The 20,833-nt window shown below is 71.8% G+C and carries 14 protein-coding genes; 9 read left to right on the forward strand and 5 right to left on the reverse strand.

Annotated features, from left to right (window positions below; translation table 11 throughout):
- Positions 1 to 17: 17 nt before the first annotated feature.
- Genes QSK15_RS08475 through fxsT form a run of 3 tightly spaced genes read left to right on the forward strand, consistent with a single transcriptional unit; the run spans position 18 to position 5,811 of the window.
- A complete protein-coding gene (locus tag QSK15_RS08475) occupies positions 18 to 677 on the forward strand; it encodes a TIR-like protein FxsC (RefSeq protein WP_285793638.1) in 660 nt (219 codons plus the stop codon).
- Positions 674 to 1,945 carry a TIR-like protein FxsC gene (locus QSK15_RS08480; protein WP_285793639.1) on the forward strand — a complete coding sequence of 424 codons (1,272 nt, stop codon included), beginning with the start codon at positions 674 to 676 and terminating at the stop codon, positions 1,943 to 1,945. Before QSK15_RS08475 ends, QSK15_RS08480 begins: the two co-directional genes overlap by 4 nt.
- Positions 1,942 to 5,811, forward strand: a complete 3,870-nt coding sequence (gene fxsT / locus QSK15_RS08485; RefSeq protein ID WP_285793640.1) for an FxSxx-COOH system tetratricopeptide repeat protein — start codon at positions 1,942 to 1,944, stop codon at positions 5,809 to 5,811. The genes QSK15_RS08480 and fxsT overlap by 4 nt, the downstream gene beginning before the upstream one ends.
- A gap of 51 nt (positions 5,812 to 5,862) precedes the next feature.
- Here fxsT and QSK15_RS08490 read toward each other — a convergent pair whose 3' ends face one another.
- Positions 5,863 to 6,771: an alpha/beta fold hydrolase gene (locus tag QSK15_RS08490; RefSeq protein ID WP_285793641.1), complete on the reverse strand. Its 909-nt coding sequence runs from the start codon at positions 6,769 to 6,771 to the stop codon at positions 5,863 to 5,865.
- 220 nt (positions 6,772 to 6,991) lie between these two features.
- On the opposite strand from QSK15_RS08490, the gene miaB reads away from it, so the two are divergent.
- Positions 6,992 to 8,485 carry a tRNA (N6-isopentenyl adenosine(37)-C2)-methylthiotransferase MiaB gene (gene miaB / locus QSK15_RS08495; protein WP_285793642.1) on the forward strand — a complete coding sequence of 498 codons (1,494 nt, stop codon included), beginning with the start codon at positions 6,992 to 6,994 and terminating at the stop codon, positions 8,483 to 8,485.
- Between the two features lie 39 nt (positions 8,486 to 8,524).
- On the opposite strand, the gene QSK15_RS08500 is transcribed toward miaB, so the two are convergent.
- Both QSK15_RS08500 and QSK15_RS08505 read right to left on the reverse strand, forming a co-directional pair.
- On the reverse strand, positions 8,525 to 9,889 hold the full coding sequence (locus QSK15_RS08500; protein WP_285793643.1) for a pectate lyase family protein: 1,365 nt from the start codon (positions 9,887 to 9,889) through the stop codon (positions 8,525 to 8,527).
- Between the two features lie 673 nt (positions 9,890 to 10,562).
- Positions 10,563 to 11,771 carry a DUF349 domain-containing protein gene (locus QSK15_RS08505; protein ID WP_285793644.1) on the reverse strand — a complete coding sequence of 403 codons (1,209 nt, stop codon included), beginning with the start codon at positions 11,769 to 11,771 and terminating at the stop codon, positions 10,563 to 10,565.
- A gap of 150 nt (positions 11,772 to 11,921) precedes the next feature.
- On the opposite strand from QSK15_RS08505, the gene QSK15_RS08510 reads away from it, so the two are divergent.
- From QSK15_RS08510 to dapF, 3 genes are read left to right on the forward strand one after another with little or no spacing between them, the layout of a single operon-like run.
- The gene (locus QSK15_RS08510; RefSeq protein ID WP_285793645.1) at positions 11,922 to 12,689 is read left to right on the forward strand and encodes a class III extradiol dioxygenase subunit B-like domain-containing protein; all 768 of its coding nucleotides are present in this window, start codon (positions 11,922 to 11,924) and stop codon (positions 12,687 to 12,689) included.
- Between the two features lie 8 nt (positions 12,690 to 12,697).
- The gene (miaA, locus tag QSK15_RS08515; RefSeq protein WP_285794360.1) at positions 12,698 to 13,600 is read left to right on the forward strand and encodes a tRNA (adenosine(37)-N6)-dimethylallyltransferase MiaA; all 903 of its coding nucleotides are present in this window, start codon (positions 12,698 to 12,700) and stop codon (positions 13,598 to 13,600) included.
- Between the two features lie 7 nt (positions 13,601 to 13,607).
- Entirely contained in the window at positions 13,608 to 14,453 is an 846-nt protein-coding gene (gene dapF / locus QSK15_RS08520; protein ID WP_285793646.1) for a diaminopimelate epimerase, read from the forward strand.
- Positions 14,454 to 14,603: 150 nt separating this feature from the next.
- On the opposite strand, the gene QSK15_RS08525 is transcribed toward dapF, so the two are convergent.
- The gene (locus QSK15_RS08525) at positions 14,604 to 16,070 is read right to left on the reverse strand and encodes an NAD-dependent malic enzyme (protein ID WP_285793647.1); all 1,467 of its coding nucleotides are present in this window, start codon (positions 16,068 to 16,070) and stop codon (positions 14,604 to 14,606) included.
- A 183-nt stretch (positions 16,071 to 16,253) separates the two neighbouring features.
- Between QSK15_RS08525 and hflX the strand changes: the two genes are divergently transcribed.
- On the forward strand, positions 16,254 to 17,708 hold the full coding sequence (gene hflX, locus QSK15_RS08530) for a GTPase HflX (protein ID WP_279519430.1): 1,455 nt from the start codon (positions 16,254 to 16,256) through the stop codon (positions 17,706 to 17,708).
- A 50-nt stretch (positions 17,709 to 17,758) separates the two neighbouring features.
- Entirely contained in the window at positions 17,759 to 19,459 is a 1,701-nt protein-coding gene (locus tag QSK15_RS08535; RefSeq protein ID WP_285793648.1) for a hypothetical protein, read from the forward strand.
- A 73-nt stretch (positions 19,460 to 19,532) separates the two neighbouring features.
- On the opposite strand, the gene lexA is transcribed toward QSK15_RS08535, so the two are convergent.
- Complete coding sequence (gene lexA / locus QSK15_RS08540) at positions 19,533 to 20,318, reverse strand: transcriptional repressor LexA (RefSeq protein WP_091400540.1); 786 nt, start codon at positions 20,316 to 20,318, stop codon at positions 19,533 to 19,535.
- Between the last annotated feature and the right edge of the window lie 515 nt (positions 20,319 to 20,833).

Below are 20,833 nucleotides of genomic sequence, written 5' to 3' on the forward strand. Positions count from 1 at the left end.
AGGGCGGAGGGGCAGCGGTGAGCACAGTGGACGCACCCTCCGGAGCGCGCGCCCCGCTCTTCTTCATCAGCTATTCGCGGGCACCGGTCGGCCGGGCCACCGGCAAACCCGCCGAGTACGTCTCCCGTTTCTTCGAGGACCTCTCCGTCCACGTCAGCGAGCTGGTCGGCCCGGTGACCGGCGTGGACGCCGGCTTCCTGGACACGTCCATCGCCGGTGGCGAACGCTGGAGCCCGGAGCTGCTCCAGGCCGCCGGCACCTGCCAGGTCTTCGTTCCGCTGGTGTCCAGCGCGCTGCTCGGCAGCGAGTGGTGTGGCCGGGAGTGGGACGCGTTCTCCCGCCGACGGATCACCCCGCGACACAGCTCCGCGTCGGTGCACGAGACGGCGATCGTGCCGGTCACCTGGTCGCCGACGAACGGCACGGCACTGCCTCGGGTGCTCCGCGACATCCAGCGCTTCTCCCCGACCGCGATGCCGGATCCCGACATCGCGGTGCACTACCAGCGGGACGGGGTCTATGGCTTGCTGACCATGCAGTGGGAGAACGCGTACCGGGCGGTGGTCTGGCGGCTCGCGCAGCGGATCGTCGCCATCCACCGGTCCTACCTGGTCGAACCCTGGGTGCCGGCGAGTGTGGACGAGCTGTGCAACCGGTTCGCCGAGGAGCCGGCGTGAGCCCGCCGACGGACCGGCGTCGGTCGGGGGCGCGCGGGACGTACTTCTTCCTGAGCTACGCCCACTCGGCGCCGCCGCCGGGCGCCCGGGCCGACGCCGACGTCTGGGTCGGCCAGTTCTTCGCCGACCTGACCGACGAGGTGCGGCGTCAGGCACGACCGGTGGCCGGGATGCGGATCGGCTTCTTCGACCAGCAGATCCCGCTGGGCGCCGACTGGAAGGCCGCGCTCGCCGAGGCGCTCGGTGACGCCGAGGTCTTCGTTCCGCTCTACTCACCCGGCTACTTCAGCCGCCCCTGGGCACTGGGGGAGCAGGAGTCCTTCCGGGCCCGGCTGGCCGCCGCCGGGCCGGCCCGGCTCACCGCCGGGCACCTCACCCCGGTGCTGTGGATCCCGTTCCCCCCGTGGGAGGCCCACCCGGAGCTGGACGGCGCCCTCGACCTGGGCCGGGACGTCCCGGAGTACGCCGCCGACGGCCTGCGCGCGTTCTGCATGCTGGCCTCCTACCGGACCCAGTACGAGCTGCTGCTGAGCCGCCTGGCGAGCCGGATCGTGCATACCGCCGAGCGGCGACCGATGGGCCCGTCCCGTGCGCCCGGCCTGGACGAGGTGGCCCGCCCGGCGCCGTCCGATCCGGACTTCGTCGTCGCTGTCCTGGCCCCGACCCGGGACCGGCTGCCGACCGACCGCGACCCCGCCGGCTACGCCGCCAGCGGCCGGCTCTGGCGGCCGTACGGGCGCAGTCAGCAGCTGCCCGCCGCCGAGTACGCGGCCAGCACCGCCGAGCGGCTCGGGCTGTCGGCCCGGACGGAGGACTTCGCGCAGGCCTCGGCGCTGCTCGATCGGCGGCCGGCGGTGCTGCTCGTCGACCCGTGGATCGCGGCGGCCCCGGACGCGGCCAAGGTCCTCGCCCGGATGGTGCGCGGCCTGCGGGAGTGGGTCGTACCGCTGGTGGTCACCGACGACGACGACACGCAGGACGCCACCCACTGGGCCACCGAGGTGACCCAGCTCCTGCAGGACGCCGGTCTGCCCCAGGTGAAGCGGGCGTGCAACATGCCGGAGTTCGTCGACCTGATGCCGGCGTTGGTCACCGAGGCGCGCCGGCAGTTCCTCAAGCACGGCCCGGTCGTCCCCTTCGAACCACCGCCGGAGCCGGTGCCGCGTCTGCGTGACGGCCTGCCCGCAGCCGGCTCGATCGTGCCGACCGACCCCGCGTCCCCGCCTGATGATCCGGCCCCACCGCGTCCCCACGGAGAAGACCGATGAACAACGATCGCGAAGGCCAGGTCGTCACCTTCTACTCGTTCAAGGGTGGAACGGGCCGGACGATGGCGCTGGCCAACGTCGCCTGGATCCTGGCGGCCAGCGGCCGGCGGGTGCTCGTCGCCGACTGGGACCTCGAGTCACCGGGTCTGCACCGCTTCTTCCACCCGTTCCTCGACGCCGAGGCGATCCAGGGCACCAGCGGCGTGATCGACATGATCCGCGACTACGAGTGGGAGACCACCCGGGTCAACGACCGGCCGGACCGCTGGATGGAGCAGTACGCCCGGGTCGGGCGGCACGCCTTCTCGCTGCGGTGGACCTTCCCCGACGGCGGTGGCCTCGACTTCCTCTCCGCCGGCCGGCAGAACAGCGACTACGCCGTCTCCGTGAGCGGGCTGGACTGGGACAACTTCTACAACCGGCTGGGCGGGGCGCAGTTCTTCGAGGCGCTGCGGGCGGACATGAAACGCCAGTACGACTTCACCCTGATCGACAGTCGGACGGGGTTGAGCGACGTCGCCGACATCTGCACCCTGCACCTGCCGGACACCCTTGTCGACTGCTTCACCCTCAGCGACCAGGGCATCGACGGCGCGGCCCGGGTGGCGCACTCGGTCCGGGACCGGTACCGGCGGCGCGACATCCGGGTGCTGCCGGTGCCGATGCGGGTCGACCAGGCGGAGAAGGAGCGGGCCGAGGCGGGTCGCCTGCTGGCCATGCGCCGCTTCGCCGGCCTGCCGGCCGGCATGACCGAGGCGGAACGGCGGCGCTACTGGGCCGCGGTGGAGGTCCCGTACCGGCCGTTCTACGCGTACGAGGAGACCCTCGCCACGTTCGGTGATCCGCCGGGCTCGCCGACGTCGCTGCTGGCCGCGTTCGAGACGTTGACGGGGATCCTCACCGACGGGGCGGTGACCGCGCTGCCGGTGATGGACGAGTCGGTGCGGGAGCGGGGCAAGGCCCGGTTCCGCCGGCGCACCGAGGCGATCGACGACCAGATCGTGCTGCGGTACGCGCCGGAGGACGCCATCTGGGCCGAGTGGCTGGAGCGGGTGCTCAGCTCGGCGGGGCTGCGGGTGGTGGAGCCCACCGCCGCCGTCGGGTCCGCCGGTACGCCGGCACCGCGCACGCTGACGGTGGTCTCGCCGGCCTACGTGGCGACGCCGTCGGGCGGTCTGCCCGACCGCGACACGAGCACCGGCTCCACGGCCCTGGCCGTGTACGTCGCCGACCTGCGCCCGCTGGCGGAGTTCCCGTCGCAGAGCTCCACCAACCTGGTCAACGTGAGCGCCGCGACCGCCGTGGAGCGGGTTCTGCGGCTGGTCGGCCGGCCGGTGCCGTCGTCGGCTGACGGGCCGGCCGGTGGGGCGACCCGTTTCCCCGGCACCGAGCCGTTGATCTTCAACGCCCCCAACCGGAACGCCCGGTTCACCGGCCGGGAGGACGACCTGGCGCGGCTGCGCGCGCAGTTGCAGAGCGGGGGCAGCGCGGTGGTGCTGCCGGTCGCCCTCCAAGGCATGGGCGGCGTCGGAAAGACGCAGGTGGCCCTGGAGTACGTGCACCGGTTCAAAGCCGCGTACGACGTGGTGTGGTGGATCGTGGCGGACCCGCCGCAGTTCGTCGACAGCGCTCTCGCCGACCTCGCCGGTCGCCTCGGCATCCTCGTCGGCCCCACCCTGCCCGACACGGTCCGGTCGGTGCTGCAGGTGCTCGGCCGTGGTGAGCCGTACGAGCGGTGGCTCGTCGTGCTGGACAACGCCGAGGAGCTCGACCAGATCGAGCCCTTCCTGCCGCAGGGCCCCGGGCACGTCCTGCTGACCTCGCGTAACCGCGCCTGGGGTGACCGGGCGAACCCGATCCAGGTGGACGTCTTCGACCGCACCGAGAGCGTGGCGCACCTCGCCCAGCGGGTGCCCACGATCAGCCCCGAGGAGGCCGACCGGGTGGCCGAGGCGCTCGGTGACCTGCCGATCGCGGTGGCTGCGGCGGGCGCCTGGCTGGCCGACACCGGCACGTCGGTCGGTGACTACCTGCGGCAGATCGAGCGGCACGGCCCCAGCGCCCTGTCCGTGGAGGCAACCTGGGACCTGTCACTGAACCGGCTGCTCGAACAGGCGCCCGCCGCGTACCGGCTGTTGCAGCTCTGTTCGGTGCTGGCCCCGGAGATCGCCCTCGAACTCATCTACAGCGACGAGATGGCGGCGGCCCTGGTCCCGTTCGACCCGTCGGTGTCGGAGCGGCTCGTGCGCGGCGCCCTGGTCCAGCAGATCAACCGCCTGGCGCTGCTCAAACTCGACGTCCAGGGCGGTCGCGTCCAGGTGCACCGGCTGTTGCAGGCGGTGGTCCGCGACCGGATGACCGAGGACGAGATCACCGCCGCCCGACACCAGGTGCACCTGGTGCTGGCCGCGTCCCGGCCCCGGGGCGACGTGGACGACCCGACCACCTGGGCCCGGTTGCGCATGCTCTGGCCGCACCTGGAGGTCTCCGAGGCGTTGACCTGCCCCGACGAGTCGGTGTGCCAGCTGCTGATCGACCGGGTCCGTTACCTGTGGCAGCGCGGCGGCCTGAACCAGGCCGACGGGTTCAGCCAGGAGGTGGACGACACCTGGAGCGCCCGGCTCGGCGACACGCGCGACGAGGTCGAGGCGTCGGCGCTGCACCGACAGTTGCTGCACCTGCGGTTCAACCGGGCGAACATCCTGCGCAGCCTGGGCCGGTTCAACGAGGCCCGGGACCTGGACGAGGCGGTGCTGGCCGAGCAGCGCCGGCTGCTGGGCCCGCTGCACCCGCACAGCCTGATGACGGCCGGCAGCCTCGGTGGTGACCTGCGGGCGCTCGGCCGCTACGCCGAGGCTCTGGAACGGGACCGGTCCACCTACGCCTCGTGGTTGCAGGTGTTCGGCGAGGACCACCCCCGGACGTTGAGCGCGGCCAACAACCTCGCCGTCTCGTACCGGCTGGTCGGTGACTACCGGTCGGCCCGTCGGTGGGACGACGAGGTGCACCAGCGGCGGCGGCTGGTGCTCGGCCCCACGCATCCGTACACCCTCGTCTCCGCCGTGCGGTTGGGCAGTGACCTGCGGGAAGCCGGCGAGTACGAGAGGTCGGCCACGCTGCTGCGCACGGTGTACGACACGTACTGCGAGGTGCTCGGCCCGGATGACGGCCAGAGTCTCGCCGCCCAGGTCAACCTGGCGGTGTCGATGCGCAGCTCCGGTCGGGGCAGCGAGGCGGCACCGATGTTCGAGACGGCCTACCGCGAACTCGACGAACGCTTCGGTCCGGACAACCCGGACACGGTGGCGTGCCGGTCGAGTCGCGCGGCGAACCTGTTGGCGGTGGGTGACGCGGCTCGGGCTCTGGCCGAGATGAACGCCGTGCGCGTGGCGTTCGAGGAGCAGCTCCGGCTCGGCCCGGAGCACCCGCACGTGCTGGCGACGGTGAGCAACATCTCGGCGGCGGAGCGTGCGCTGGGTCGTCGGGCGGACGCGCTCGCGTCGGCGGCCCGGGCGGTCGGCGAGTTGCGCAAGGTGCTCGGCCCGGACCACCCGCACACCCTCGCGGCGGAGGTCAACCAGGCGGTGTGCCTCGCCGAGGAGGGTGACTGGGAGTCGGCGCGGGACCGGTTGCGGGAGACCGCGGGCCGGCTGGCCACGGTGATCGGTGCGGACCACCCGGACACGCTGCGCTGCCTCGGCGATCTCGCCCTGGTGGCGCGGCGGGCCGGGGACGGCCCGGCCACCGAGGACGTCGGTGCGGTGGCGGACCGGCTGGCCGAGGTGATCGGTGTGGAGCATCCCACCGTGCGGACTCTGCGCGAACGGCGGTTCGTGGTGCGGGTGATCGACCCTCACACGATCTGACCGGGTCGTTCGGCGGGCGGGTCCGGTGTCCGGGCCCGCCCAGCCGGGCGTTCAGAGGTGCGGGCTGGTCGCGAGGTCCGGCGTGGCCAGCCAGGCCAGGGTCTGCGGGAGGATTTCCACGGCCCCGAAGTGCGCGGCGCCGGGCTGCACTTGCACCTCGGCGCGGGGGATCCGCGAGGCGAGCCAGTGGGAGTGCTCCACGGGGGAGAAGCGGTCCTGCTCGCCGTGCCAGAGGCGGACCTCCGCGCGGATGGCGCCCAGGTCGAACCCCCAGCCGCGTCGGATCGCCAGGACGTCGTCGATCCATCCCTCGGGGCCGTGTCGCAGCGCCTCGGAGTACATGTCGGTCAGCAGTCGGCGGATCGCCACGTCGTCGACGACCCGGATGTCCTCGTCGGGCAGTTGGGGGCGGAGGAAGTCCAGCAGCGTCATCGGGTCCCGGCGGGCCTCGTCCGCGCGAACCTTCAGGTTGAGCGTCAACTCGGCCAGGTCCTCGTCGGCCTGCCCGTAGTCCTCGATGTTCGATTCCGCCATGCCCGCGTACCAGTCGAGGTCGGGTGCGCCGGCCGGGGCGAGCCCCACCAGCACGGCGGCCCGGGTGACCCGGTCCGGCAGCAGCGCGGCGCAGGCCAGGGCGTGTGGTCCGCCACCGGATCGGCCCACCACGGCGAACCGGTCGATACCGAGGTCGTCGGCGATCGCCGCCACGTCGGCGGCGGCGTCGGCCACCCGTCGACCCTCGTGCCGGTCGGAGTCGCCGTACCCGGGGCGGTCGTAGCAGACGAGGTGCACGCCGAGGCGGTAGACGACGATGCCGCGGGGTCGGGGGCCGCTGCGGCTGCCCGGGGTGCCGTGCAGCAGGAAGACCGCCGGCCCGTCCGATGCGCCCGAGGTCTCCACCGCGAGGTGCCGGCCGTCCGGGGTCGTGACGGTGCGCTGTGTCGCCTCTTGTCGCGTCACGGTTGGCCTCCCGCGGGTCGTCATGTGCTCCCCCGTGAACGGAGCCGCGCATCGTCGGCGCCGAGTGCAAAGCCCCCGAAATCGCCCAGAACACTGCCTTGTTGTGCAGCGTACTGCCCGTCGTGGATGCCCGCTATGGGCCGGCGGGTCAATGCCGGTGGGTTGGGGCACCCGAACGGGCCGCTACCCTGGTAGCCCGAGGGGAAGGGGCACCAAGAGGGTGGCTAGGACCTACAACGTCGTGACGTACGGCTGCCAGATGAACGTGCACGATTCCGAACGGATCTCCGGCCTGCTGGAACAGGCCGGCTACGTGCGTGCCGTGCCGACCGACGACACCCCGGACATCGTCGTCTTCAACACCTGCGCCGTCCGGGAGAACGCGGACAACCGGCTCTACGGCAACCTCGGTCGGCTGCGCCCGGTGAAGGACAAGCACCCCGGGATGCAGATCGCCGTCGGCGGCTGCCTGGCCCAGAAGGACCGGGGCGACATCGTCCGCAAGGCGCCCTGGGTGGACGTGGTCTTCGGCACCCACAACATCGGCTCGTTGCCGGTGCTGCTGGAGCGGGCCCGGCACAACGCCACCGCCGAGGTGGAGATCCTCGAGTCCCTCGACGTCTTCCCGTCCACGCTGCCCACCCGCCGCGAGTCCACCTACGCCGGCTGGGTGTCGATCTCGGTGGGCTGCAACAACACCTGCACGTTCTGCATCGTGCCCGCGCTGCGCGGCAAGGAGAAGGACCGGCGCCCCGGCGACATCCTCTCCGAGGTGCGCGCCCTGGTCGACGAGGGCGTTCTGGAGGTGACCCTGCTCGGGCAGAACGTCAACTCCTACGGTGTCGAGTTCGGCGACCGGTACGCGTTCGGCAAGCTGCTGCGGGCCTGCGGCGACATCGACGGCCTGGAGCGGGTCCGGTTCACCAGCCCGCACCCGAAAGACTTCACCGACGACGTGATCGCCGCGATGGCTGAGACGCCGAACGTGTGCCACTCGCTGCACATGCCGTTGCAGTCCGGCTCCGACGACGTACTCAAGGCGATGCGCCGGTCCTACCGCTCCGAGCGCTACCTGGGGATCATCGAGAAGGTCCGGGCGGCGATGCCGGACGCGGCGATCACCACCGACATCATCGTCGGCTTCCCCGGTGAGACCGAGGCCGACTTCCAACGCACCCTGGACGTGGTCCGCGAGGCACGGTTCTCCTCGGCCTTCACCTTCCAGTACTCGAAGCGCCCCGGCACCCCCGCCGCGACAATGGACGACCAGTTGCCCAAGCAGGTCGTGCAGGAGCGCTACGAGCGGTTGGTCGCCTGCGTCGAGGAGATCACCTGGGCGGAGAACAAGCGCCTCGTCGGGGAGACCGTCGAGGTGCTGGTCGCCGTCGGCGAGGGCCGCAAGGACGAGCGGACCGGCCGGATGTCGGGTCGGGCCCGCGACGGTCGGCTCGTGCACTTCGCGACCGAGACGCCCGGCGGGGAATCCCTCGCGGGTCAGATCCGGCCGGGCGACATCGTGCACACCACCGTCACCTACGCCGCGCCGCACCACCTGAACGCCGACGGGGCTCTCGTGGCGCACCGGCGTACCCGGGCCGGTGACGCGGCCGAGGCGGGTCGCTCTCCGCGTACCCCGGGGGTGCTGCTCGGTCTGCCGACGATCGGCGCACCGCCGGTCGCGCCCGCCCCCACCGCCGGCTGCGCCACCCACTGACCGCACGGAAGGGCCCCTCGCCGAGGGGCCCTTCCCCGGTCAGACGGTGATCTTGCCGGCGCCGGCGCCCGCCGTCACGATGGACTTGACGTTGCTCGCGGTGTCCAGCTGGTACGAGTACGGGATGCTGGCCACGCTGCCGCCGGCCTGGCCGGTGGGCGAGTTGACGAAGTGGTTGTTGCGGGCGACCAGGCTGCCAGGCCCCGAGTCGCCTTCACCGAGGTGGTACGGGTCGTCGACGTTCTCGAAGTAGTTGCCCTCGACGAGCACGCCGGCGTTCTCGGTGGAGGCCACGCCGTAGCCGCCGTTGGCCCGGTAGTAGTTGTTGTACACGTGCACCGGGTTGCCGAAGCGCACCCGGGGGTTGCGCTGGTTGCTGCCGTCGAACCAGTTGTGGTGGTAGCTGACCCGCAGGTGACCGACGTCCTGGCCGGCGTTGTCGTCGCTGTGGCCGAGCAGCATGGTCTTGTCGTGGCTGAAGACCCGGTTCCACGAGACGGTGACGAAGTCCGAGCCGCGCTTGATGTCGACCGCGCCGTCGTACCCGTTGCTGAAGCTGTTGTGGTCGATCCAGATGTTGGTGGCCGACTCCTGCACGTTGATCGCGTCGTCGTTCCAGTTGCGGAAGGTCAGGTTCCGGATGATCACATTGCGGTCGCCGCTGATGTTGAACCCGCAGCCGACGATCGTCGCCCCGTAGTTGCCGATGATGGTCTTGTTGGACCGGACCCGCAGCATGCCGGAGCAGGTGATGGTCCCGGTCACCCGGATCACCGCGGCGCCGGTGGCGTTCAGCGCGCTGGTCAGGCCCGACGCGTTGCTGACGGTGGTCGTGCCGGCGTTGCCGCCGCCGGTGGTGCCGCCGTTCTGGGTGGCCCAGCCGACCAGGTTCGACGGTTGCTGGTTGGTGGGCGGGGGAGTGCTCGACGGCGGTGGGGTGGTCGGCGGTGGAGTGCTGGGCGGCGGGGTGGTCGGGGTGGTGCTGCCGGTGCAGGCGACGTTGTTCAGGGTGAAGCTGCTCGGCGCCGGGTTGCTGGAGTTGTTCCAGCTGGCGTTGAAGCCGAACGTGGCGCTGCCGTTGGTCGCCAGGGTGGCGTTGTAGTCGACGTTGGTCGCGGAGACCTGGCTGCCGCTCTGCGTGGCGGTGGCGCCCCACGCCTGGCTGACCTGCTGACCGGACCCGTACGACCAGCGCAGCGTCCACCCGGAGATCGGGTCGCCGAGGTTGGTGACGGTGACGTTTCCGGTGAATCCGCCCGGCCACTGGCTGGCGACCGAGTAGGCCACCTGGCAGCCGGCGGCCGCCTGGGCGGACACGGAGGTCAGCAGCCCGGCGGTGACGAGCGCGGCGGTCGCTGCGGCCGTGGTGGCGATCAGCGTCGTTCGACGGCGTGCTGTGCGCATGCTGCTTCCTTTCGGTGAGGCGGACGGAGGTGTCGCGACGCCCATGCCCGTGGGCGGCGAGTCTCGGCCGGGACCAGTGGTCCTCGGGCCCGCCAGTGCAGGTTCGTGAAGGAAAGCGGCTCCCGCGCTCGCGCCCACCGACGAAGAGGCAAGCGCTTTCCCGATGAAAGCATAGAAGAACCTTGATGTAAATGGCCGGGACGGCCGGTGCGGTACGCACCGGCCGTCCCGGGTGGTTCAGCAGCTGGTGCCGTTGAGTCTCACGGTGCCCGGCGCGCTGGCCGTGCTGTTGGCGGTGAAGCCCACGGTGACCGACGGCCCATGTCACGCGGACGTGTCACTCGCGCAGGCTCACCAGCGACCCTCGACGGCTGTTGCTCCGCCTTCGTCGCCCTCGATCCGGTGGCCCTACCTGACTCCGTCGCTCACTTTGATCAGCCCAGGTCAATGCGTCAACCTGCGCCCCCACCCACCCCGCTCCCCACCGTCCCCTGCGGTCCCGCCTTCGGCAAGATCCGCGCAACATCAGGGATGTTGCTGTCTACCGCTCGCCGGAGGCAGCAACATCCCTTAACTTGCGCGGATCTTGGCCCCCGGCGGCGCGGTCGGGTGCGGGTTGGACACGCGGGAGCCCCCGGTCCCACGAGGGACCGGGGGCTCCGGACTCGTCAGCTCAGCCGGCCTGCTCGGCGAGTTGCAGGAACTGCCGCTTGGAGGCGAGGGCCTGCTCAGCCTCCTTGATCCGGCGTGCGTCCCCGGCGCTCTGCGCCCGGGCCAGCCGGTCCTCGGCCTCCGCCACCTGCGCCCGCATCTGGGCGAGCAGCGGGTTGTCCTCCTTGGTGGTGCGACGCCACGCCGAGTCCATCACGTCACGGACCTTGTCGTCGATGGCGCGCAGACGCCGTTCCAGCCCGGCGGCCGCCTCGCGGGGCACCCGACCGGCCTCGTGCCACTGGGCCTGGATCTCCCGCAGCTTGGCCTGGGCGCCCTTCGGGTCGGCGTCGATGTCCAACGCCTCGGCCTCGGCGAGCAGGGCCTGCTTGCGCTCCAGGTTGCCGCGCTGCTCGTTGTCGCGGGCGGAGAAGACCTCGCTGCGCCGGCTGAAGAAGGCGTCCTGGGCACCCCGGAACCGTTCCCAGAGCTTCTGCTCGGCCTCCTTGGAGGCGCGCGGAGCGGCCTTCCACTGGGTCATCAGGTCCTTGAGCTGGTTTGCCGTGGCGGCCCAGTCGGTGGAGTCCTGGAGCTTCTCCGCTTCGGCGACCAGCTCCTCCTTGACGGTCTGCGCCTGCTTGCGCTGCGAGTCCAGGGAGGCGAAGTGGGCGCCACGGCGGCGGGTGAAGCCGTCCCGGGCGGCGGCGAACCGCTTCCACAGCTCACCGTCGGCCTTCTTGTCGACCCCACGGATGGTCTTCCACTCGTCGAGGATCTCCTTGAGCCGGTCCCCGGCGGTCTTCCACCCGGTGGACTCGGCGGCCAGCTTCTCGGCCTCCTCGACCAGGGCGGTCTTGCGGGCCAGGGCCTCGACGCGCGCGGCGTCCCGGGCGGCGCGCGCCTCGCCGGCCTTCTCCTCGGCGAACGTCGCCAGCTTGTCCAGGCGTGCGGCCAGCGCGTCGATGTCGCCGACCACGTTGGCCTCGGGCAGCGTGGTGCGGATCCGCCGGATCGTGCTCAGCGAGTGCCCGGCGTCAGCCGCACCCGACTTGAGCCGTGCCTCGGTCAGGTCCACCTCGGTGACCAGATCGGCGAAGCGGCGCGCGAAGTGTGCCAGACCTTCCTCCGGCGCACCCGCCTGCCAGGATCCGACCACCCGCTCGCCCTCGGTGGTCTTGACGTACACGGTGCCGTCCGCGTCCACCCGTCCGAAGGCAGTCCAGTCGCTCATGTGCCCATCCTCGTTCTCCCGGCGTCGAGGGAACGAACCCCCGTCGCCGCCACGGCGCAGCCAAGTTACTTCCGGCATTGTCACAGGTCTCACCCGGTCCGCGTCGAGCGCCTATCGCCGACCGTGACCATACGGTGTCCTAGGGGCCGAATGACCGGATCGGCTCGGAGACGCACCGGGGATTCCCGCTACGGTGACAGGGTGCCACTGGTCGCCGCCGCCGTCTGCCCGCATCCGCCCCTGCTCGTGCCCGAGGTGGCCGGGTCAGCGGCCCCCGAGCTGAACGATCTGCGGGCGGCCTGTGACGCCGCCGTACGCCGGCTGGTGGCCACCGATCCGGACGTCGTGGTGCTGCTGGGCACCGGCCCGGTGACCGGCCCGATCCGCACCCCGGCGACCGGGTCCCTTCAGCCGTGGGGCGTCGACCTGGACGTGCCGCTGGTGTCCGGCCAGCCCGACCGGGGCGCGGTGCTGCCGTTGAGCCTGACCATCGGCGCGTGGCTGCTGAGTCGCCACGCCCTCCAGGCCCCGGTGACCGCCGTGCAGGTGGCCGCCGACGCCGGCCCGGCCGAGCTGGCCGCGCTCGCCGACCAGGTCGGCGCCGCGGGTGACCGGGTGGCGGCGCTGGTGCTGGGGGACGGCTCGGCCTGCCGGGGAGAGAAGGCACCCGGGTACGACGACGCGCGTGCCCTCCCGTACGACCAGGGGGTTGCCGCGGCGCTGGCCGACGCGGACCTGGACGCCCTGCTCGACCTCGACCCGGTGGTGTCGGCGGAGCTGAAGGCCGCCGGTCGCGCCCCCTGGCAGGTGCTGGCCGGCGCGGCCCGCGCGGCCGGCTCACCGTGGCGCGGCGAGTTGCTGCACGACTCCGTCCCCTACGGTGTGGCCTACTTCGTGGCGTCCTGGGAGCGGGCGTGACCAGCGGCATGGTCGTCGCGGTGGTCGGCCCGACGGCGGCCGGCAAGTCGGCGCTGAGCATCGCGTTGGCGCACGCCCTGGACGGGGAGGTGGTCAACGCCGACTCGATGCAGCTCTACCGGGGCATGGACATCGGCACCGCCAAGCTGACTGTCACCGAGCGGGACGGTGTGCCGCATCACCTGCTGGACATCTGGGAGGTCACCGAGCCGGCGAGCGTCGCGGAGTACCAGCGGCTGGCCCGCGCGGCGGTGGACGACATCCTGTCCCGGGGGCGGGTGCCGCTGCTCGTCGGTGGCTCCGGGCTGTACGTGCGGGCGGTGTTGGAGCGCTTCGAGTTCCCGGGCACCGACGCGGCGCTGCGGGAACGGCTGGAACGGGAGTTGGCAGAGGTCGGCCCGGCCCCGCTGTACGCGCGGCTGCGCGCCGCCGACCCGGCCGCCGCCGAGAGCATCCTGCCGGCGAACGGGCGGCGGATCGTGCGGGCCCTGGAGGTGATCGAGTTGACCGGCGCGCCGTTCACCGCCTCGCTGCCGCAGCCCACGCCGTACTACCCGTCGGTGCAGCTCGGCGTCGACCTGGACACCGGGCTGCTGGACGAGCGGATCGCGCTGCGGGTGGACCGGATGTGGGCCGACGGCCTGGTCGCCGAGACCCGCGAGCTGGTCGGGCGCGGGCTGCCCGAGGGGCGCACGGCGAGTCGGGCGCTCGGCTACCAGCAGGTGTTGCGCATGCTGGCCGGCGAGTTGACCGAGGCGCAGGCGCACGACGAGACGGTCCGGGCCACCCGGCGCTTCGTCCGCCGGCAGCGGTCCTGGTTCCGGCGCGACCCGCGGATCCACTGGCTGGACTCGACGACCCCGGACCTGATCGGGGCCGCCCTGCGCCTGGTGCCGGCCGCTGCGCGATGATGGGGGAGTGGAGTTCACCAAGGGCCACGGCACCGGCAACGACTTCGTCCTCCTTCCCGACCCGGACGGTCAGCTCGACCTGACCCCGGAGCTGGTCGCGGCGCTCTGCGACCGCCGTCGGGGCATCGGCGCGGACGGTGTACTACGGGTGGTCCGCGCGGCCAAGCATCCGGACGGGGCAGGTCAGGCCGGCGAGGCCGAGTGGTTCATGGACTACTGGAACGCCGACGGCTCGTTCGCCGAGATGTGCGGCAACGGCTCCCGGGTCTTCGTGCGCTACCTGCTCGACACCGGCTTGGCCACGCCCGCGGGTGCGGCGCTGCCGGTGGCCACCCGGGCCGGCGTCGTGCGCGCCCTGGTCGAGGGCGACGCCGTGTCCGTCGAGATGCGCCGACCCCGGGTGTACGACAGTTCTGCCGCCACCCTCGGCGGGCTGACCCTGACCGGCGCGGTGGTGGACGTCGGCAACCCGCACCTGGTCTGCGTCCTGCCGGCCGGCGTGGAGCTGTCGGCGCTGGACCTGACCGTCGCGCCCGGGTTCGACAGGGAGGTCTTCCCGAACGGGGTGAACGTCGAGTTCATCGTGGCGGGCGACCCGGTCGACGGCACCGACGGGCACACCCTGATGCGGGTGTACGAGCGCGGCAGCGCCGAGACCCTGTCCTGCGGCACCGGCGCCTGCGCGGTGGGCGCGGTGGCTCTGCGTGACGCCGGCCGGGACACCGGAGTGGTAGCCGTGGACGTGCCCGGCGGTCGTCTCACGGTGACCGTCACCGAGAACTCCTGCTGGCTCTCCGGCCCCGCCGTCCTGGTAGCCACCGGCGAAATCAACCCCACCGCCCTGCACCCCTAAACCAACCTGCCCCGCCCCCTCCACCCGCCCCTCACCCCGTTGGGGACGCCGCGTCGATCATGAAGTTGTTGCCAGCCGGCTCGGCGTGTCGTGACAACAACTTCATGATCGACGGAGCGGGGTGGGTGGGCTTCGAGGGGTGGGCGGGGTTTACGGGGTTGCGCTGGCGTTTGCCGCGATCTCTGGGAGGTCGGCCGGGCCGGGGTCGGCGGCCGGGAGGGGGCTGGGGTTGTGCGCGGCGGCGCGGACGGCGGCGGCGACCGCCGGGGCGACCCGCGAGTCGAAGACGCTGGGCACGATCACCGTCGGGTTGATCTTGTCTTCGCCGACCACGTCCGCGATGGCCTGGGCCGCCGCGATGGCCATCTCCTCGGTGAACTCCTCGGCGTGCGCGTCGAGCATGCCGCGGAACACCCCGGGGAACGCGAGCACGTTGTTGATCTGGTTCGGCTGGTCCGAGCGGCCGGTGGCGACCACAGCGGCGTGCTTGCGTGCCTCCCGGGGGTCGACCTCCGGGTCCGGGTTCGCGAGGGCGAAGACGATCGAGTCCTTCGCCATCTGCGCGATGTCCTCGCCGGTGAGCAGGTTCGGCGCGCTGACCCCGATGAACACGTCGGCGCCCCGGATCGCGCCGGGCAGGTCACCCGAGTAGTTCTCCTTGTTGGTGTTCTCCGCCAGCCACTGCCAGGCCGAGTTGAGCCCGGTCAGCCCACGGTGCAGGGCACCCTCCCGGTCGTACGCGATGATGTCGCCGACGCCCTGGCGCAGCAGCAGCTTCATGATCGCGGTCCCGGCCGCGCCGGCGCCGGAGACGACCACCCGGACGTCCGAGAGCTGCTTGCCCACGACGCGCAGCGCGTTGGTCAGCGCGGCCAGCACGCAGATCGCGGTGCCGTGCTGGTCGTCGTGGAAGACCGGGATGTCCAGCGCCTCGCGCAGCCGGGCCTCGATCTCGAAGCAGCGCGGCGCGGCGATGTCCTCCAGGTTGATGCCGCCGTACGCCGGAGCGATCGCCTTGACGATCTGCACGATCTCGTCGGTGTCCTGGGTGTCCAGCACCACCGGCCAGGCGTCCACCCCGCCGAAGCGCTTGAACAGCGCCGCCTTGCCCTCCATCACCGGCAGCGACGCGGCCGGGCCGAGGTTGCCCAGGCCGAGCACCGCCGAGCCGTCACTGACCACCGCGACGGTGTTGCGCTTGATGGTCAGTCGCCGGGCGTCGGCCGGGTTCTCGGCGATCGCCATGCAGACCCGGGCCACCCCCGGCGTGTACGCGCGCGACAGCTCGTCGCGGTTGCGCAGCGCGACCTTCGAGGTCACCTCGATCTTGCCGCCGAGGTGCAGCAGGAACGTCCGGTCCGACACCTTGCGCACGTCCACGCCGTCCAGCGCGGTCAGCGCGTCGACCACCTGGTCGGCGTGACCGGCGTCGGCGGTGTCGCAGGTCAGGTCGACGATCACGTGGGTCGGGTCCGAGTCCACCACGTCCAGCGCCGTGACGATCGCCCCGGCCTCGCCGACGGAGGTGGTGAGCCGGCCGATCGAGGAGGCGTCCGCGGTCACGGCGATCCGGATGGTGATCGAAAATCCGGCGCTGGGCAGTCGGGTGATGGCCACGGGATCCCTCCGTAACGGCTGTGCGGCCGCTCGGCCGCCGCCCGCATTTCTACCGGGTTGTCGGTGCCGGCCAGCATTCGCCCCCACTTTTGGCGACCTTCACCATGGGCATATAGCAGGTGCGTTCGGCGTTGTGTCATGTCAGGATTACGTTCTACTTATCAAAACGGACAGGAGAACCGCTTGCGAGACCAGGAGAGCTTTGTCCCCGTCGAGGACGAGCTCGACGACGTCACCACCGGCGAGATGGAGCTGTCGGAGCGGCAGTCCCTCCGACGCGTCCCGGGCCTGTCAACCGAGCTCACCGACGTCACCGAGGTGGAATACCGTCAGCTGCGGCTGGAGCGGGTCGTCCTGGTGGGCGTCTGGACCGAAGGCACAGTCACCGACGCGGAGAATTCCCTGACCGAGCTGGCCGCGCTGGCGGAGACCGCCGGTTCGCAGGTGCTCGAAGGGCTCATCCAGCGGCGGACCCGACCCGACCCGGCCACGTACATCGGCCGCGGCAAGGTCGACGACCTGGGCGCGGTGGTGCTCTCCACCGGCGCCGACACTGTCATCTGTGACGGTGAGTTGTCCCCGTCGCAGCTGCGCAACCTGGAACAGCGCACCAAGGTCAAGGTTGTCGACCGGACGGCGCTGATCCTCGACATCTTCGCCCAGCACGCCAAGAGCAAGGAAGGTAAGGCGCAGGTCGAGCTGGCCCAGCTCGAATACCTGCTGCCCCGACTTCGCGGTTGGGGTGAGACGCTCTCCCGGCAGACCGGTGGTTCCGGCCGGGGCGGCGGCGCCGGCGGCGGTGTGGGTGTTCGTGGTCCCGGTGAGACCAAGCTGGAGACCGACCGGCGGCGCATCCGTCACCGCATCTCCCGGCTGCGTCGCGAGATCAAGAGCATGAAGACGGTACGCGTGACCAAGCGCGCCCGGCGCTCCCGCAACGCCGTTCCCGCGGTCGCCATCGCCGGCTACACCAACGCCGGCAAGTCCAGCCTGCTCAACCGCCTGACCGGCGCGGGCGTGCTGGTGGAGAACGCGCTGTTCGCCACGCTGGACCCGACGACCCGCAAGGCCACCGCTTCGGACGGTCGGCTCTACACCCTCTCCGACACGGTCGGCTTCGTCCGGCACCTGCCACACCAGATCGTCGAGGCGTTCCGCTCGACGCTGGAGGAGGTAGCGGAGGCGGATCTGGTGGTGCACGTCGTCGACGGCACCCACCCGGATCCGGAGGAGCAGGTCCGGGCGGTGCACGAGGTGCTCGCCGAGGTGGGCGCGGACCGGCTGCCCGAGCTGTTGGTGGTCAACAAGACCGACGCCACCGACGAGGACACGCTGCTGCGTCTCAAGCGGCTCTGGCCGGACGCGATCTTCGTGTCCGCGTACTCCGGTCGGGGCATGGACGAGCTGCGCGCGGCGATCGAGGAGCGGCTGCCGAGCCCGGCCGTGGAGGTCCGGGCCGTGCTGCCGTACGACCGGGGTGACCTGGTGGCTCGGGCGCACCGCACGGGTGAGGTGCTCAGCACGGCGCACCTGCCGGAGGGCACCCTGCTGCATGTGCGCGTCGGCGCGGAGCTGGCGGCGGAGCTGGCGGCGTTCGACGTGGAACGGCAGGAGCAGGTGGCCGGCAGCCGGTCCTGACCGGCCACGGCGTCATCCACACGAAACGCGCGGCATGCGACACTGGCCGAATGCGCCGCGTTGTTTCCTCGGTCACGGTTGCCCTCGGCCTGTTCGGGGCAACCGTGGCGCTTGCCGGAGTCGCCGCGGCGGCTCCCGCCCCCGGGGCGTCCGGGCCGCCCGCCGCCAATCCTGGCCAGAAGCGATGCACGATCACCGACGAGCGCCTGCGGGAGCTGTCCGGGCTGGTCGCCACCAAGACCGGCTTCATCGTCATCAACGACGGCACCGAGGTCGCGGCACGCAAGCGGATCTTCTTCCTCGACAGCAAGTGCAAGATCGCGAAGGAGCCGGTCCGCTACTCGGGGCAGGGTCCGTCCGACACCGAGGATCTAGCCCTGTCCAAGGACGGCCGCACCCTCTGGATCGCCGACACCGGTGACAATCCCGACTCGAAGGAGCGCCGCAGCCGCGTCGCGCTCTGGTCGATGCCGGTCACCGGTTCCAAGCCGACGCTGCACCGGCTCTCCTACCCCGAGGAGAAACCGCACGACGCCGAGGCGCTGCTCATCGGCGACGACGGGAAGCCGCTGATCATCACCAAGGTGACCAGCGGCAAGGCCGAGATCTACACGCCGTCGGCGGCTCTGAAGAGCGGGGACACCGACCCGGTGCCGATGCAGAAGGCCGGCGACTTCACGCTGCCGAAGACCCAGACGGAGAACCCCCTCAACACGTTCGGCCGGATCGCGATCACCGGCGCGTCCCGGACCGCGGACGGTTCCCGGGTGGTCCTGCGCACCTACGCGGACGCCTTCGAGTTCGACGTGACCGATGGTGACATCGTGGCCGCGCTCACCACCGGCAAGCCGCGGGTGACGCCGCTGGCCGACCCGTTCGGTGAGGCCATCAGCTACACCCCGGACGGGAAGTCGTTCCTCACCGTGTCCGACGCGGGCCGGTTCACCGAGGACGAGCCGCTCGACATCCTCAGCTACACCCCGTCCACCTCCACCGCGGTGCCACTGGCCCCGGAGGAGGGTGACAAGCCGGCCGCCTCGAAGTCCTGGACGGACGGGCTGAGCCTCGACGACATCACGTACATGGTCGGCGCGGTCGGGCTGATCGGCCTGCTGTTGGTCGCCGCCGGCATCTTCGGCATCGTTCGTGCGCGGCGTCGCCCGCCGACCGCCGACCCGTCCGACACCTCGGATCCCGATGACGACCCGTTCGGCCCGCGCGGTGGCCGTGCCGACGACGATCGCAGGGGCGGTGTCTACGGTGGCGGCGCGCCGGCCGGCGGCGCGGTCTACGGCGGGGGCGCGGGTCGCGGCGGCCCGGCCCCGGCGGGTGGTGCCGTGTACGGCGGTGGCCCTCGGCCGGCCCCGGCCGATGGTGGCTACGGTGCGCCGGCACCGGGCGCCGCCGGCGTGTACGGCGGCGGACGTCCACCGGCCGGCGGCGGCGGTCGGCCCCCCGTCAGTGGTGGCGCTCGCCCACCGGTTGGTGGCGGTCGGCCTCCGGCTGGCGGCGGTCGCCCACACGGTGGCGGTGGCCGCCCACAGGGCGCGGGCGGTGGTCGTCCCGGCGGTGGAGTGTACGGCGGTGGCGACGGCGGTCAACCCGGTCGCGCGGAGCCGCCCCGACGCGGTGGGCAGGAGCCCGACTACCGGGGTCAGCGGCCCGCTCGCCGACGCGACGACGACGCGCCCATCGACCCGTACGGGCAGTATCCCGGTGGCGGTCGCGGTCACCGGGGCGACCGCTACTGATCAGCGCTGAGGCGCTCACCCGCCCGTGACGAGCGGTGCGGGTGAGCGCCGTCGGCACCCACCCGCCGATCGGTCAGATCCGGCGGAGCACCGCCACGACCCGGCCCATGATGGTGGCGTCATCGCCGGGGATGGGGTCGAAGGCAGGGTTCTGGGGCATCAGCCAGACGTGCCCGTCGCGCCGCCGGTAGGTCTTGACGGTCGCCTCGCCGTCGAGCATCGCCGCCACGATCTCGCCGGAGTCGGCGGTCGGCTGCTGCCGGACGACCACCCAGTCGCCGTCGCAGATCGCCGCGTCGAGCATCGAGTCGCCCTTGACCTGGAGCATGAAGACCTCGCCCTCACCCACCAGCTCGCGGGGGAGCGGGAAGATGTCCTCGACGGCCTGCTCGGCGAGGATCGGCCCACCGGCGGCGATCCGACCGAGCATCGGCACGTACGCCGGGGTGGGTCGTTGTGCCCTCGACAGCTCGTCGTCGATCGCCTCGCTGGGGGCGCGGACGTCCACCGCGCGCGGCCGGTTCGGGTCGCGGCGCAGGAAGCCCTTCTTTTCCAGCTCCTTGAGCTGGTAAGCGACGCTGGACGGCGACACCAGGCCGACCGCCTCGCCGATCTCGCGGACGCTCGGCGGGTAGCCGTGTCGTTCCACCCAGGTGCGGATGAACTCCAGGATGCGACGCTGGCGGGCGGTCAGGTCGACCGTCGCCGGGTCGGGGAAGGCGCTGACCACCGGGGTGACCGGGCGCACGGCGGGCTGGCCCGTCCGGCTGCGCGCGGCGCTGCGGCGTCGGGTGGCCGGCGGGCCCGCCTCGGTGATCTGCTGCGGGCTCTTCGGCCGGCTGGCCCGGTCCTCGGTCACGTCCGTCCTCCCTGGTCGGCGCTGGGTGCCTCGTCGGCTCGTGGTGCGTGCGGTGGTGCCACGTTGTTCATGACCGTATAGGTGAGATCAGTCATTTTCAAACATCTGTACGACCTCTCACCGGCGTGTCGGGGTGAAAAAGCGCTCCGCTCGTACGGATGTTCTGATAAATGGTACGTCAGGTAGAACTGGTGTTCGATCATCGGCTGTTTTTCGGCCCGGTTCTGGCTCCCCGGCCGATAACCGTGGCGGGGTCGTGGCGTTGGGTCTTCGGGCGCGTTGCTGGGCGTGGATGGCCGGATGGTCCGTGACGCGCCGGACACGCCGGCCAACTTGACCCGGCTTCCTCGGCGACATACGGTCGACCCCTAGATGTAGTAGTGACACGGGCGTAAGTTGCCTACAGGTTGGGTTCGACTACCGACCGCACTCCCGTAACGTCGATCACGGCGGGCGTCATCCGAGGATGGCACCGTCGCGGTGAGTCGTGCCCGGGAGTGTCCGGTGTGCTCGCA

The sequence above is a fragment of the Micromonospora sp. NBRC 107095 genome (genome assembly GCF_030269705.1).
In the GTDB taxonomy this organism is placed as follows: domain Bacteria; phylum Actinomycetota; class Actinomycetes; order Mycobacteriales; family Micromonosporaceae; genus Micromonospora; species Micromonospora parva.

What these genes read in the sequence shown, in the direction of transcription:
- fxsT (WP_285793640.1), top strand. Translation starts at nt 1,942, where the DNA reads ATGAACAACGATCGCGAAGGCCAGGTCGTCACCTTCTACTCGTTCAAG.
- QSK15_RS08500 (WP_285793643.1), bottom strand. Translation starts at nt 9,889, where the DNA reads ATGCGCACAGCACGCCGTCGAACGACGCTGATCGCCACCACGGCCGCA.
- QSK15_RS08505 (WP_285793644.1), bottom strand. Translation starts at nt 11,771, where the DNA reads ATGAGCGACTGGACTGCCTTCGGACGGGTGGACGCGGACGGCACCGTG.
- QSK15_RS08510 (WP_285793645.1), top strand. Translation starts at nt 11,922, where the DNA reads ATGACCGGATCGGCTCGGAGACGCACCGGGGATTCCCGCTACGGTGAC.
- miaA (WP_285794360.1), top strand. Translation starts at nt 12,698, where the DNA reads ATGGTCGTCGCGGTGGTCGGCCCGACGGCGGCCGGCAAGTCGGCGCTG.
- QSK15_RS08535 (WP_285793648.1), top strand. Translation starts at nt 17,759, where the DNA reads ATGCGCCGCGTTGTTTCCTCGGTCACGGTTGCCCTCGGCCTGTTCGGG.